The organism is Frigoribacterium sp. CFBP 8754 (assembly GCF_014841815.1).
GTDB lineage: Bacteria > Actinomycetota > Actinomycetes > Actinomycetales > Microbacteriaceae > Frigoribacterium > Frigoribacterium endophyticum.
The window spans coordinates 803,566-816,610 of sequence record NZ_JACYUO010000001.1; the positions used below are offsets into that span (position 1 = coordinate 803,566).

11 protein-coding genes are annotated in these 13,045 nt (G+C 72.9%); 4 read left to right on the forward strand and 7 right to left on the reverse strand.

Translation table 11 applies throughout. The features are described 5' to 3' along the window. Window positions 1-437: 437 nt before the first annotated feature. From IFT72_RS03715 to rplU, 4 genes are all read right to left on the reverse strand, one after another. Window positions 438-1,400, reverse strand: coding sequence for a phosphodiesterase (locus IFT72_RS03715; RefSeq protein ID WP_056054104.1), 963 nt, complete (start codon window positions 1,398-1,400; stop codon window positions 438-440). 238 nt (window positions 1,401-1,638) lie between these two features. Further along, the gene (locus tag IFT72_RS03720) at window positions 1,639-2,814 is read right to left on the reverse strand and encodes an alcohol dehydrogenase catalytic domain-containing protein (protein ID WP_056054107.1); all 1,176 of its coding nucleotides are present in this window, start codon (window positions 2,812-2,814) and stop codon (window positions 1,639-1,641) included. A gap of 131 nt (window positions 2,815-2,945) precedes the next feature. Then, a complete protein-coding gene (gene rpmA, locus IFT72_RS03725; RefSeq protein ID WP_056054111.1) occupies window positions 2,946-3,215 on the reverse strand; it encodes a 50S ribosomal protein L27 in 270 nt (89 codons plus the stop codon). 16 nt (window positions 3,216-3,231) lie between these two features. Further along, a complete protein-coding gene (rplU, locus tag IFT72_RS03730) occupies window positions 3,232-3,540 on the reverse strand; it encodes a 50S ribosomal protein L21 (protein ID WP_056054115.1) in 309 nt (102 codons plus the stop codon). 66 nt (window positions 3,541-3,606) lie between these two features. Between rplU and IFT72_RS03735 the strand changes: the two genes are divergently transcribed. After that, a complete protein-coding gene (locus IFT72_RS03735) occupies window positions 3,607-4,323 on the forward strand; it encodes a hypothetical protein (RefSeq protein ID WP_192045597.1) in 717 nt (238 codons plus the stop codon). Here IFT72_RS03735 and IFT72_RS03740 read toward each other — a convergent pair. Genes IFT72_RS03740 through IFT72_RS03750 form a run of 3 tightly spaced genes read right to left on the reverse strand, consistent with a single transcriptional unit; the run spans window position 4,320 to window position 9,173 of the window. Beyond that, window positions 4,320-4,655, reverse strand: coding sequence for a TraR/DksA family transcriptional regulator (locus IFT72_RS03740; protein ID WP_371741153.1), 336 nt, complete (start codon window positions 4,653-4,655; stop codon window positions 4,320-4,322). The genes IFT72_RS03735 and IFT72_RS03740 overlap by 4 nt on opposite strands. Continuing rightward, complete coding sequence (locus tag IFT72_RS03745) at window positions 4,652-5,674, reverse strand: glutathione S-transferase family protein (protein ID WP_192045598.1); 1,023 nt, start codon at window positions 5,672-5,674, stop codon at window positions 4,652-4,654. The genes IFT72_RS03740 and IFT72_RS03745 overlap by 4 nt, the downstream gene beginning before the upstream one ends. Window positions 5,675-5,684: 10 nt before the next feature. Beyond that, a complete protein-coding gene (locus tag IFT72_RS03750) occupies window positions 5,685-9,173 on the reverse strand; it encodes a DNA polymerase III subunit alpha (RefSeq protein WP_192045599.1) in 3,489 nt (1,162 codons plus the stop codon). 106 nt (window positions 9,174-9,279) lie between these two features. On the opposite strand from IFT72_RS03750, the gene IFT72_RS03755 reads away from it, so the two are divergent. The 3 genes from IFT72_RS03755 (at window position 9,280) to IFT72_RS03765 (ending at window position 13,024) form a co-directional block, all read left to right on the forward strand. After that, window positions 9,280-10,593 carry an FUSC family protein gene (locus IFT72_RS03755; protein WP_192045600.1) on the forward strand — a complete coding sequence of 438 codons (1,314 nt, stop codon included), beginning with the start codon at window positions 9,280-9,282 and terminating at the stop codon, window positions 10,591-10,593. Between the two features lie 194 nt (window positions 10,594-10,787). Then, a complete protein-coding gene (locus IFT72_RS03760; RefSeq protein ID WP_185232326.1) occupies window positions 10,788-11,663 on the forward strand; it encodes an aldo/keto reductase in 876 nt (291 codons plus the stop codon). Next, entirely contained in the window at window positions 11,660-13,024 is a 1,365-nt protein-coding gene (locus IFT72_RS03765; RefSeq protein WP_192045601.1) for a glucose-6-phosphate dehydrogenase, read from the forward strand. Before IFT72_RS03760 ends, IFT72_RS03765 begins: the two co-directional genes overlap by 4 nt. Window positions 13,025-13,045 lie beyond the last annotated feature (21 nt).

Genomic DNA, 13,045 nt, shown 5'->3' on the forward strand with positions numbered 1-13,045 from the left:
TGAATGCCGAACGCCGAACGCCGAACGCCGAACGCCGAACGCCGAACGCCGGACGCCGAACCCCGGACGCCGAACTTGAACACGGAACGCCGAACGCCGAACGCCTAACGCCGGCATGAGGGCACGATCTGCCGCGTGACACGACCGCCGGGCGCGCCGACCGTCGACAACTCCTGCGCGAGGTCGCCGGAGCGGCGACGGCAGCGGCGGCCGGGACGAGGCGCAGGAGTTGCCGACGGGGCACGCGTGAGCCCGGCGCAGGGCCGTCCGGCCCGAGCGAGGAGGCGCGGGTGCGGAGACGGAGCCGGAGACCCGAGCGAGACGTGTCGACAACTCCTGCGCGACGTCGCCGGAGCGACGACGGCAGCGGCGAGTCGGCCAGGGCGCAGGAGTTGCCGACGGGGCCGACCCGACCGGCGACGGCCGGCCGGCTCGCGTCAGAGGGTGTCGATGGGGCCGGTCAGCGCGAGGTCGCGCGTCACCACCGGCACCGGGGCGGTGTCGGTCCGGCGGTGCCGGGGCGCGGCCGGCGCGATGCGCACGCCCGCGAGGGCGAGGCGCTCCGCCGTCGACGACGGCGAGACGTACTCGCCGACCGTGTCGTACGAGCCGATCGGCACGACCGAGTGCACGACCGTGTCGGCGTACACGTGCACCAGGTTGTACGACTGCGCGCCGTCGCGGCCGCGCGTCCCGCCGACCGCGAGGTCCTGCGTGTAGCACGTGGCCGAGGCCACCGAGACGGGGACGCCCGCGAACATCGCCGTGGTCGAGTAGTGCAGGTGCCCGGCGATGATCGACCGGACGTCGCTGCCCTCGACGACCTCGGCCAGCGAGGCCTGGTCGCGCAGCTCGACCAGCACGCTGAGGTCCTGCACGCTGGGCACCGGCGGGTGGTGCATGGCGATGACCGTGCCGTGCTCCGCGGGCGTCGAGAGCTCTTCGGCGAGCCAGTCGAGCTGGTCGCCGGTGAGCGCGCCGTGGTGGTGGCCCGGCACCGACGTGTCGAGGGTGATGATGCGCAGGCCGTTCACGTCGTAGACGAAGTCGACGGGCCGGTCGGAGGGCATCTGCCCGAAGAGCTGCTCGCGGAAGGCGCCGCGCTCGTCGTGGTTGCCCATCGCCCAGATGATCTGGGCTCCGAGGCGCGCCGCGACCGGCTCGAGCAGCGCCCGGAGCTTGCGGTACGCCGCGGGCTCGCCCTTGTCGGCGAGGTCGCCGGTGAGGACGATCGCCTCCGGCCGCATGCCGGAGGCCTCGATCCCGGCGAGGATCTGGGCGAGGCGACCTTCGCTGTCGACGTCGCCGTAGAGGTCGGCGTCACCGCCGACGAGGTGGGTGTCGCTGAGGTGCAGGATGAAGTGGTCGGGCCTCGGGTGCTCGGCCGTCCGGAGATCCATGGTTCTCTCATTCACGTGTCGCCGACGACGGCCCCAGGACGAGGCCCTCGTTGTTCCTTCGTCACCAGTCCACCATTCGTTTGCTCCACGGCCGGTGAACGTCGGTGCGTGTTCGGGTGAACGGTCAGCGAACTGATCGGACACTTCGACGCCCCGCGACGCTACCGACGTGCGGAGGGCCCCGCCAGGCCCCAGGACGGGGCGGAGCGGGGCCCGGCGGTGACCCGGGGGAGTCGCGCTACGGCTTGAGCACCACCTTGATGCAGCCGTCCTCCTTCTTCTTGAACAGCTCGTACATCTCCGGCGCGCGGTCGAGCGGCACCGGGTGCGTGGTGAGGTCCTCCGTGCCGAGCGGGTCGGTCGGGTCCTCGACGAGGGGCATCAGGGTGTCCATCCACTGGTGGACGTTGCACTGGCCCATCTTGATGGTGATCTGCTTGTCGAAGAGGGTGAGGAAGGGAGTCGGGTCGGCCGTTCCGCCGTAGACGCCCGACAGCGAGACGGTGCCGCCGCGGCGGACGACCTCGAAGGCGAGGTGCATGGCGCTGAGGCTGTCGACTCCGGCCTTCTGCATGAGCGCCTGGCCGACCTTGTCGGGCAGCGCCGCGGCGAACTTCTGCACCATGCTGACGCCGCCGTGGTCGTGGGCCTCCATGCCGACGGCGTCGACGACGGAGTCGGGGCCGCGGTCGTCCGTCATGCCCTTGATGACGTCGGCGACGTCCTTCGTGAGGTCGAGCACCTCGACGCCGTGGCGCTCGGCCATGGCGCGGCGCTCGGGGACGGGGTCGACGCCGATCACCCGGAAGCCCTTGTGCACGCCGATGCGGGCCGCGAACTGACCGACCGGACCGAGCCCCAGGACGACCAGCGTGCCTCCCTCGGGCACCTGGGCGTACTCGACGCCCTGCCACGCCGTGGGGAGGATGTCGCTGAGGAAGAGGTAGCGCTCGTCGGGGAGGTCGTGCCCGACCTTGACGAGGTTGGCGTCGGCGCGCTGGATGCGCAGCTGCTCGGCCTGCCCGCCGGGCACCTGGCCGTAGAGCTTGGTGTAGCCGTAGAGGGTAGCGCCCGAGCCGTACTCGGTGACCTGCGTGGTCTCGCACTGCGAGAAGAGGCCGCGCTCGCACATGAAGCACTCACGGCAGGCGATGACGAAGGGGACGACGACGCGGTCGCCGACCTGGATGCGCGAGACGGCGGAGCCGACGGCGGTGACGACGCCCATGGTCTCGTGGCCGAGGACGTCGCCCTTGTCGAGGTAGGGGTCGAAGACGTCGTACAGGTGCAGGTCGCTGCCGCAGATCGCGGCGGAGGTGACCTTGATCACCGCGTCGGTGGGCTCCGTGATCGTGGGGTCGGGCACCTCGGTGACGGCGACGTCGGCGATGGACTGGTAGGTGAGAGCCTTCATGCACCCCGTCTACGCCCGGCGGCAGGGAGCGGGCTGGCCCCGTGGGGTACAGGTGTCGCGGAGACGACGGAGGCGGCCGCCCCGACAGGGGACGACCGCCTCAGCTGTGCCGCAGGTGCGGCCAGGGGGTGCTACGCGTCGACGCTCACGGCGGAGGCGACGATGTTGACGACCTTGCGGCCGCCCTTGGTGCCGAACTCGACCGCGCCGGGGGCGAGGGCGAACAGCGTGTCGTCGCCGCCACGGCCGACGTTGGCGCCGGGGTGGAAGTGGGTGCCGCGCTGGCGGACGAGGATCTCGCCGGCGAGGACGACCTGGCCGCCGAAGCGCTTCACGCCGAGGCGCTGAGCGTTCGAGTCACGACCGTTGCGGGTGGACGATGCGCCCTTCTTGTGTGCCATGTGTGCTCAGCTCCCTTTACTTGGAGATCTTGGTGATCTTGACGCGCGTGAGGTCGGCACGGAAGCCCATGCGACGCTTGTAGCCGGTCTTGTTCTTGTAGTTCTGGATGACGATCTTCGGGCCGCGGAGGTCGTTGAGGACCTCGCCCTCGACCGTGACCGAGGCCAGGTCGTCGCCCGAGAGGACGGTGTCGCCGTCGACGTGCAGGACGGGGACGAACGAGACGGTGTCGGACGTGTTCGCCTTGAGACGGTCGACGGTCAGGATCGTCCCGACCTCGACCTTCTCCTGACGACCGCCGGCACGCACGATTGCGAAAGCCATGGGATCTCCTTGGTGCAGCTAAGTGTGAGGTGCCCGCGTTCGGGCAACTTGGATAGTCTTTCACAGATGTCACGACCGATCAAACTTCAGCGCCCGCCGCGGTTCACCGCGGAGATCGTCGCCGACGCCCGACAGCGGCTGCTCGACCTGCTCGACGACCTCGACGGCCTCACCTCCGAGCACGCCGACGACATCGAGGTGTGGGGCTCGGCCGTCACGACCGCCGGGTGGGAGATCGCGACGCTCGGCCAGTGGCTGGGGCTGGAGGGCGAGGCGGTGCTGCTGCTCGGCGGCGCCTCCTACCCCGAGATCGCCGAGCACCAGGGCACCAGCGCCTCCGCCGTGTACGCCCGCGTCGGCCGCTCGCTGGCGCTCGCCCCCTACGCCCACGCCTCGGGGGCGGACGGCGGCACCACGAGGGTGTCGGCCGACGACCTCGAGCAGGCGCGGTCGGACTACCGCGCCGACCGCGCGGGCGCCGAGGGGGAGGACGTCGAGGAGGCGGGGGTCGGCTCGGGCGCGTCGCTCGCCGACCGCATCCCCGAGGTCCTCCGCGCGGGGCCGCTGTCGACGACCGCGCTCGTGGCCGCGCTGCCGGGCTACCGCCGCAGCAGCGTGCTCTCGACCCTCAGCGTGCTGACGCGCCAGGGGAGGCTCGAGCGGGTCGGGCACGGCGTGTACGCGGTCGCCGGGGCGGCCGCGGCCCCGCAGGCTGAGCCCGGCCCCGGCGAGCCCGGTGCCGGTGTGCCGGGCACTGGCGAACCCGGCACCGCCGCGAGCTAGCGCGCGCAGTCGATGCAGAGCCGCGCCGTCGGGCGGGCCGCGAGCCGCGCCTCGCCGATCCGGGCCGAGCACCGCTCGCAGCGGCCGAACGTCCCGTCGGCGAGCCGCCGCAGCGCCGCGTCGGCGTCGGCGGCCCGCTCGAGGGCCGACCGGCGCACCGCGTCGAGCTGCGACCGCTCGTAGGCGATCGTCGACCCCTCGGGGTCGTGCTCGTCGTCGACGTTGGCTCCCTCGCGGGCCGCGGCCACCGCCTCCATGTCCTGTCCGAGGCGCGCGGCCAGGGCGAGCGCGTCGTCGCGGGTGGCGCGCAGCTGGTCGCCCGGGTCGGTCACGCGACGATCGGCGGCACCTGCTCGCCCTCGCGCGGCGGGGGCGGCGGGGTGCCGTCGCCGAAGGGCCGGCCGCCGAGCTCCTCACGGCCGTGGGCGGTCAGCCAGCCCGACGGGTCGGGGCCGGCGGGCACGATGCCGGTCGGGTTGATGTCGCTGTGCACGACGTAGTAGTGCGCCTTGATCTGGGCGAAGTCGATCGTGTCGCCGAACCCGGGGGTCTGGAACAGGTCGCGGGCGTAGGCCCAGAGCACCGGCATCTCGGTGAGCTTCGAGCGGTTGCACTTGAAGTGCCCGTGGTACACCGCGTCGAAGCGGGCGAGGGTGGTGAAGAGGCGGATGTCGGCCTCGGTGATCGTGTCGCCGACCAGGAACCGCTGGCCGGCCAGGCGCTCGGAGAGCCAGTCGAGGCGGGCGAACAGCGTGTCGTACGCCCGCTCGTAGCTCTTCTGCGACCCGGCGAAGCCCGCGCGGTAGACGCCGTTGTTGACGTCGCGGAACACGACCGCGTTCACCTCGTCGATCTCGGCCCGCAGGTGCTCGGGGTAGAGGTCGGGCGCGCCCTCGCGGTGGTGCTCGCGCCACTCGGTGGCGAAGTCGAGCGTGATCTGCGGGAAGTCGTTGGTGACGACCTTGCCGCTCGGCACGTCGACGACCGCGGGCACGGTGATGCCGCGGGCGTAGTCGGGCGTGCGGGCGAAGAAGGCCTCCTGCAGGCGCTCGATGCCGAGCACGGGGTCGCGGCCGTCGGGGTCGAGGTCGAAGGTCCAGCTGCGGGCGTCGTGGGTGGGGCCGGGCAGGCCGAGGGAGATGACGTCCTCGAGGCCGAGGAGGCGGCGCGAGATGACGGTGCGGTTGGCCCAGGGGCAGGCCCGGGCGGCGACCAGGCGGTAGCGGCCGGCCTCGACGGGCCAACCGTCGACGGCGTCGCGCGTGATCCTGTCCTCGATGTAGTTCGTGTCGCGGGTGTACTCCTGGCCGGGCTCGACGTACGTGCCCTTCGCCTGCTGGTCGTCGCTCATGCCCGCCACCCTACGCAGGGGCGTCCGAGAGGTCGGGCAGCTCGGCGCCCCCCGGCCCTGAGGCGGCCGAGGCACGGCTCGCCTGCCAGTCGCGCCACATCGCCTTCAGGTCCCAGGCGTTCTCCGCCTCCAGCGAGATGCCCTTCTCCCCGGTGCGCCGGGTGCGCCCCTGGATCAGCATGAGCTTGGTGCCGAAGAGCAGCGAGCCCGCCCGCGACTGGGCCTCCTCGAAGAAGGTCGCGTCGGCGCAGCCGGTGCCGTCGTCGAGGCTGATGAAGACGACCCGCTTGCCGCTGCGCATGGGCGGCGTCTGCGTGGCGATGCGGATGCCGGCGACGAGCACGGTCGTGCCGTTCCAGTGGTCGCGCAGGTCGGCGGCCCGCGTGACCCCGAGGTCGTCGAGCATGGGCCGGTAGCTCTCGACGACGTGCTCGCTGATCTCCATCGAGAGGATGTCGAGCTCGTCGCTGACCCGGTCGCGGAGGCTGACGTCGGGGGTGCCGGTCGGCACCTCGGCCGAGTCGTCGACGCTGAAGTCGAGCTGGTTCTGGACGTCGGAGGCGCGGGGCCGGGCGGTGCGCTGGGTCAGCGACCGCACACGGGCCAGCACGTCGCCCCGGGTGCGGCCCGGGCCGGCCAGCGAGTCGAGCGCCCCGACCTGCGCGAGGCGCTCCACCAGCCGCCGTGACGGCGTCGCTCGCTGCCAGAAGTCGGTGATGGAGTCGTAGGGCCGGCCCACGACGATCCGCGCGAGCTCGGCGTCGGTGATGCCGTGCACGTCGGCGAGCGAGAGCCGGATGCCGAGGTCGCCGGGGCGGCTCGGGGCGATCGGGGTCGCGGGGGCGCGCACGCGCTCGACGCTGTAGACGTCGGTCGACTGGTTGACGTCGAGCGGCAGCACGGGCACCCCCATGCGTCGTGCCTCGGTGAGCAGCAGCCGCTTCGGGTACATGCCGGGGTCGTGGGTGAGCAGCCCCGCGAGGAACTCCGCGGGGTAGTGGGTCTTCAGCCAGGCGCTCTGGTAGGTGGGCAGGGCGAAGGCCGCTCCGTGCGCCTTGCAGAAGCCGAACGAGCCGAACCCCTTGAGCACCGCCCAGATCCGGTCGACCTGCGCGTCGGTGAAGCGCCTCCTGCCCCGCTCGTCGACGTTGGCCCGCGTGCGGCGCCGGAACTCCACCTCGAGGTCGTCGTCGGCGCCCTTGCCCATGTGCCGGCGGAGCTCGTCGGCCTCGGCGAGCGACACCTCCATCGTCGCCTCGAGGATCCGCAGGACGTGCTCGTGGTAGATCACGACCCCGTAGCTGTCGTCGAGGAACGACGCGAAGCTCGGGTGCAGGTAGTCGGGCTGCTGGAAGCCGTGCTTGGTGTCGAGGAAGGGCGCGACCATGTTGCCCTTCATCGGCCCGGGGCGGAACAGCGAGATGTCTGCGATCAGGTCGCTGTAGCGGTCGGGCTGCATCTTGCCGATCAGCTCGCGCTGGCCCGGGCTCTCGATCTGGAACATGCCGAGCGTGTGCGTGGTGCGGATGGCCTCGAAGGTGGGCTCGTCGTCGTGGGGGATCTCGTCGAGCTCGACCCGCCCCTCGCGGTTCACGTAGGGGACGTCGACCGAGAGGCCGCCCGCGACGGCCGCCCGGGAGCCGTTGACCCGCTCGATCTCGTCGAGGGCGTAGGCCATCGAGCTCTGCATCCGGACGCCGAGCACGTCGAGCTTGAGGAGGCCGGCGTCGTTCATGTCGTGCTTGTCGAACTGGCTCATCGGCAGGCCGATGCCGCTCGGCTGCACGGGCGTCGTGCTGAGCAGGTCGGAGTCGCCGAGGATCACGCCGCACGGGTGCATCGAGATGTGCCGGGGGAGCCGGTCGAGCCGCTCGGTCAGGTCGACGAGGAGGTCGATCTGGCCGTTCTGCCGCGCGAGGTCGGCGATGGCGCGCAGCTCGGGCTTCTCCGCCATGGCGGTGCGGAGGTCACGGGCGTTGGACCGCCAGACGTTGTTGGCGACCATGTCGATCTGCTCGTCGTCGAGGCCGAGCGCCTGGCCCGCGTCACGGACGGCCCCCCGGCCCCGGTAGGTCGACTGCATCGACATGAGGGTGACCCGGTTGCTGCCGTAGCGGTCGAAGATCGCCCGGTAGATCTCGTGCCGCCGGGCCGACTCCACGTCGATGTCGATGTCGGGCAGGGTCTCCCGCTTGTTGCCGAGGAACCGCTCGAAGAGCAGGTCGTGCTCGATCGGGTCGACGTTCGAGATGCGCAGCAGGTAGGTGACGAGGCTGCCCGCGCCCGACCCCCGGGCGGCGTTCCTCACCCTCATGTCGCGCATCAGCTGCGAGACGTCGGCGACGGTGAGGAAGTAGCCCGCGAAGCCGAAGCCCGAGATGATGCCCAGCTCGTAGCGCATGCGCTCCTCGACGGTGCGGCGGAGGCCCTGGCCCGCGTGCCCGAAGCGGGCCGTGACCCCCGCCTCCGCCCGGCGGAGCAGCACCTGGTCGGGGTCGCCCTCGACGCCGATCGCGCTCAGCTCGGGCACCTTGGGCTGCCGCCAGCGGAGGTCGGCGTCGGGGTCGAGCCGGCAGCGGTCGGCCAGCCGCTCCGTCGCGGCGAGCATCTCCTCCGCCGCCCGGCGCGACAGCGACGAGGCGTCCGCGACGAGGTGGGCGATCGCCCGCATCGCCGCGCCCTTCTTCAGGGTCGCCTGCGCGTTGGGCTGCGGCGTGAACGAGCCGAGCGGTGCCAGGTGGCCCGCCGAGTCGAGCACGTCGGCCGTCACCGCGCCGTCGGCGTCGAGGTAGCGGACCGCGTTGGTCAGCACCGCCGGCACCCCCACGTGCTCGGCGAGCTCGAGCATCCGGGCCGCGTGCCGCACGCTCCGGCTCTCGCCGGGCTCGGTGAGGTGGCAGACGACCTCGACGACGACGCCCCCGGGCAGCTCGCGGGCCCAGTCGGCGAGGGAGGCGGCGGCCGCGGTGCTGCGCCCCTCGCGCACCAGCCGGCCCACGTCGGAGTCGGGGCCCAGCAGCACGGTGGCGGAGGCGCCCTCCTCGCCCCGCAGGAACGCCCGCAGCCGGGAGCGCCCGATGGTCGCCGTGCTGTTGGCGCTGCCCGCCGCCCGGCGCGTGGCCCGGCCGTGCGCGGCGCTGATCAGGCGGCAGAGCGACGCCCAGCCCTCCCCGGCCCGGCCCTCGCCGGAGCCGTGGGCGAGCACGACGACCCGGTCGACCGGGGCCGCGGCGGAGGCGGCCGTCCGGCTGCCGGCCGCCGTCGCCGGCGTCGCCTCGGCCCGGTCGTCGGCGCAGCCCAGCTCCACCCCGACGATCGGGTCGATGCCCGCCGCCCGGCAGGCCCCGATGTGCCGGATCGCGCCGTAGAGCCCGTCACGGTCGGTGATCGCGAGGGCGTCGGCCTCGTCGGCCGCCGCCCGCTCGACCAGCTGGGCGGGCGGGGTCGTGCCGTGGTGCGCGCTGAACGAGGAGGCCACGTGGAGGTGGGTGAAGCGCATGGTCGTGCTCCGAGTCGGGACCCCGGCCAGGTCTGGTCGAACGTGTGTTCGATCAGTGTACGTCCTCGGCCGGGCCGCGCCGCCGCCGGGCTGTCATCATCGGTGCATGCCCGACCGACGCCCGAGCGGCTCCCGCCCCGACGTCCGGGCCGACGTCCGCACCGCCTCGCGGTGGGCGCGCGTCCTGCTCGGCCAGCCGCGCCTCCTGCTGGCCGTGAAGGCGGCGCTCGCCGCGGCCCTCGCCTACTGGCTGGCGCCCCACGTGCCCGGCGTGGCGGCCGAGTACCCGTACTACGCCCCGCTCGGCGCGGTGATCGCGATGTACCCGACCATCAAGGCGTCGCTCCGCCAGGGGGTGCAGACCCTGCTCGGCCTCGTCGTGGGCATCGTGCTGGCCACGGTCGTCTTCTCGCTCCAGGAGGGCCAGCCCGGCGTGCTCGCCGTCGCGGCGGTCGTCGGCGTGGGGACGCTGCTCGCGGGCATCCGCCGGCTCGGCGCCGGGCGGGACTGGGTGCTCACGGCCGGGCTCTTCGTGCTGCTGCTCGGCGGCAGCGCGACCACGGAGGGCGACCAGGCCGACTACTCGACGGGCTACGTCATCCAGGTCGCGGTCGGCGTGGTGGTCGGGCTGACGGTCAACTACCTCCTCGTGCCGCCGCTCTACGCCGGGCGGGCCGACGAGCGGCTGCGCTCGCTGCAGGCCTCGCTCGCCGACCGCACCGACGACGTCGCCGCGGTCTTCGAGGCCCGCTGGCCGCTGGAGGGCGACGACTGGGAGCGCCGCGTGGCGGAGCTGCCCGGCACCCTCCGCCGGGTCCGCGACGCCGTGCAGTACGCCGACGAGTCCCGCCGGCTCAACCCGCGCTGGAAGCTCCGGCGCCGCGACCTCGGCCAGGAGTACGCCGACCTCGTCGTCTTCGAGCGCGTGGGGTTCCACCTCCAGGACATGGCCGAGGTCTCCGGCATCCTGGGGCGCCGCATCGGCCGCCAGATCGGGATCGTCGAGGAGCTCGCGCCGGTCGTCGCCCGTGCCGCGCACGCCGTCGCCGAGGTCGTCCGGCTCCGGGGCGGCGACGACGTCGACGCGTTCGTCGAGGCCCGGCGCCGGGTCGCCGACCTCTGGGAGGCGATCGACGAGCACCGGCACCTGCCCACCACCGAAACCAGCGGGGGCGTCTCGATCGCCGTGTCGATGGGCCGGATCATCGCCGCGCTCGACCCCGACGACACCACGGCGCCCCGACCCGACGACGACGAGGGGGAGGCCGACGAGGGCGGGGGAGGCGCGGGGAGCGACGCCGAGGGCGGCACCGGCCCCGCCGACGGCCGCGCGGGCGACGAGCCCACCGAGGGCGGCACCGACAGCACCGGCCCCGTCGACGACCCCACCGCGCCCCGCGACACCGAGCCCCGCCGGTGAACGTGCTCCCCGCGGGAGCAGTACGGTTGACCGGGCACCGGCGCCCGAGCGCGACGCGCTGCCCTCCCCGGGCGGCCCCGCGGGGGCCGGGAATGGTCCGCCGCCCGTCGCGTTGACCCACCGGGGCCCCCAGCACACCGGCGCGGACGCGCTCGTCGTCCGCAGCTCTCGGCCCGCATCGAGGAAGGACGACCATGACCACCGACACCACGTCCCCGTCGGCGGCTGCCTCCGGGCAGTTCACCATCGGAGGCGACCTCCCCGTCACCCGCCTCGGGTACGGCACCATGCAGCTCACCGGCGAAGGGGTCTGGGGCCAGCCCCGCGACCACGACGAGGCCGTCCGGGTCATCCGCCGGGCCGTCGAGCTCGGCGTGACCTTCTTCGACACCGCCGACTCCTACGGCCCCGACGTGGCCGAGCCGCTGCTGCGCGAGGCCCTGCACCCCTACGGCGACGACGTCGTCATCGCCACCAAGGCCGGCCTCACCCGCCCGGGCCCCGGCGACTGGCGGCCCGTCGGCCGCCCCGAGTACCTCCGCCAGCAGGTGGAGATGAGCCTCCGCATCCTGGGGCTCGACCGCATCGACCTCTTCCAGCTGCACCGCATCGACCCGGCCGTGCCCCTCGCCGACCAGGTCGGCGAGCTCGCCGCCCTGCAGCAGGAGGGCAAGATCCGCCACATCGGCCTCTCCGAGGTCTCCGTGGACGAGCTCAAGGAGGCGCAGCAGACCGCGACCATCGCCTCCGTCCAGAACCTCTACAACCTGGCCTCCCGCGACGCCGAGGCCCTGCTCGACCACAGCGAGGCCGAGGGCATCGCCTTCATCCCGTGGTTCCCGCTCGCCACCGGCGCGCTCGCCGCACCGGGCGGGCCGCTCGACGCCCTCGCGACCGAGCACGACGCCACCCCCTCGCAGCTCGCCCTCGCGTGGCTGCTCCGGCGCTCGCCGGTCATGCTCCCCATCCCCGGCACGTCCAGCGTCTCGCACCTGGAGGACAACGTCGCCGCCGCCCAGATCGACCTCAGCGACGACGAGTTCGCCGCCCTCACGAAAGCTGCACAGTGACCGACACCACCACCCTCATCATCCTCGGAGCCTCGGGCGACCTCACCGAGCGACTCCTGCTGCCCGGCCTCGCCAGCCTCCTGAAGAGCGACCGCGGCGTCGACGTCCAGCTCATCGGCACCGGCCGCAGCGAGCGCACCCCCGAGGAGTGGGACGGCGTCGTCAAGACGGCCTTCAACGGCGACGCCGGCAGCGACCTCGCGAAGAAGACCCTCGCCTCCAGCCGCTACATGCAGGGCGACCCCACCACCGTCGAGCACCTCAAGGCCCTCTTCGAGGCCTCCGAGGGCACCCCGGTGATGTACTTCGCGCTGCCCCCGGCGATCAGCACCCGCGTGATCCAGGCGCTCGCCGAGATCGACCTTCCCGACGGCCTGCGCCTCGCCCTCGAGAAGCCCTTCGGCTCCGACGAGGAGAGCGCGCGCGAGCTGAACGCCGAGCTGCTGAAGATCGTCCCGGAGGAGCGCATCCACCGGACCGACCACTTCCTCGGCCGTGCCACCGTGCTCAACATGATCGGCCTCCGCTTCGCGAACCGTCTCTTCGAGCCGGTCTGGAACGGCGAGAACATCGAGAAGGTCGAGATCTTCTACGACGAGGTCCTCGGCCTCGAGGGCCGTGCGCAGTACTACGACAAGGCCGGCGCCCTCGTCGACATGATCCAGAGCCACCTCCTGCAGGTGCTCGCCGTCATCGCGATGGACGCGCCGTCGAGCATCGACTCGGTCGAGCTGCGCAGCGAGATCGCGCGCGTGCTGCGCGCGACGTGGGTCAAGGGCGGCGACCCCGTCGCCTCGAGCCGCCGGGCGCAGTACACGGCCGGCACGATCGACGGCAAGGACGTCCCGTCGTACTCCGACGAGGAGGGCGTCGACAACGACCGCCAGACCGAGACCCTCGCCGAGGTCGAGTTCGAGGTCAAGACCCGTCGCTGGGCCGGCGTGCCCTTCATCCTGCGCTCCGGCAAGGGCATGACGAAGATCCGCAAGGAGGTGCTGATCACCTTCAAGCCCGTCCCCGCGCTGCCCGAGGGCCTGAATGGCTCGTCGACCCCCGACACGCTCCGCATCGAGATCAGCCCCGAGACGATGGAGCTCGGCGTCACCACCAACGGCAAGGGCAACCCCTTCGACCTGGAGAAGTCCACCTTCCAGGTCACGCTGGGCAAGCCCGAGCTCACGCCCTACGGCGAGGTGCTCAGCGGGATCTTCCACGACGACCCGACCCTGTCGATCCGCGGCGACGTCGCGGAGCGCTGCTGGGCCATCGTGGCGCCCGTCGTCGACGCCTGGACGGCCGGCGACGTGCCGCTCGACACCTACGCGGCCGGCTCGACCGGCCCCGCGGACTGGCCCGCCTGATCGGCGCCGACCGCCCGGCGG

Bases quoted from the DNA above. Each gene is read 5' to 3' on its own strand.
- IFT72_RS03745 (WP_192045598.1), bottom strand. From the start codon at position 5,674: ATGAGCGACGACCAGCAGGCGAAGGGCACGTACGTCGAGCCCGGCCAG.
- IFT72_RS03760 (WP_185232326.1), top strand. From the start codon at position 10,788: ATGACCACCGACACCACGTCCCCGTCGGCGGCTGCCTCCGGGCAGTTC.
- IFT72_RS03750 (WP_192045599.1), bottom strand. From the start codon at position 9,173: ATGCGCTTCACCCACCTCCACGTGGCCTCCTCGTTCAGCGCGCACCAC.
- rplU (WP_056054115.1), bottom strand. From the start codon at position 3,540: ATGGCTTTCGCAATCGTGCGTGCCGGCGGTCGTCAGGAGAAGGTCGAG.
- rpmA (WP_056054111.1), bottom strand. From the start codon at position 3,215: ATGGCACACAAGAAGGGCGCATCGTCCACCCGCAACGGTCGTGACTCG.
- IFT72_RS03755 (WP_192045600.1), top strand. From the start codon at position 9,280: ATGCCCGACCGACGCCCGAGCGGCTCCCGCCCCGACGTCCGGGCCGAC.
- IFT72_RS03735 (WP_192045597.1), top strand. From the start codon at position 3,607: ATGTCACGACCGATCAAACTTCAGCGCCCGCCGCGGTTCACCGCGGAG.
- IFT72_RS03715 (WP_056054104.1), bottom strand. From the start codon at position 1,400: ATGGATCTCCGGACGGCCGAGCACCCGAGGCCCGACCACTTCATCCTG.
- IFT72_RS03720 (WP_056054107.1), bottom strand. From the start codon at position 2,814: ATGAAGGCTCTCACCTACCAGTCCATCGCCGACGTCGCCGTCACCGAG.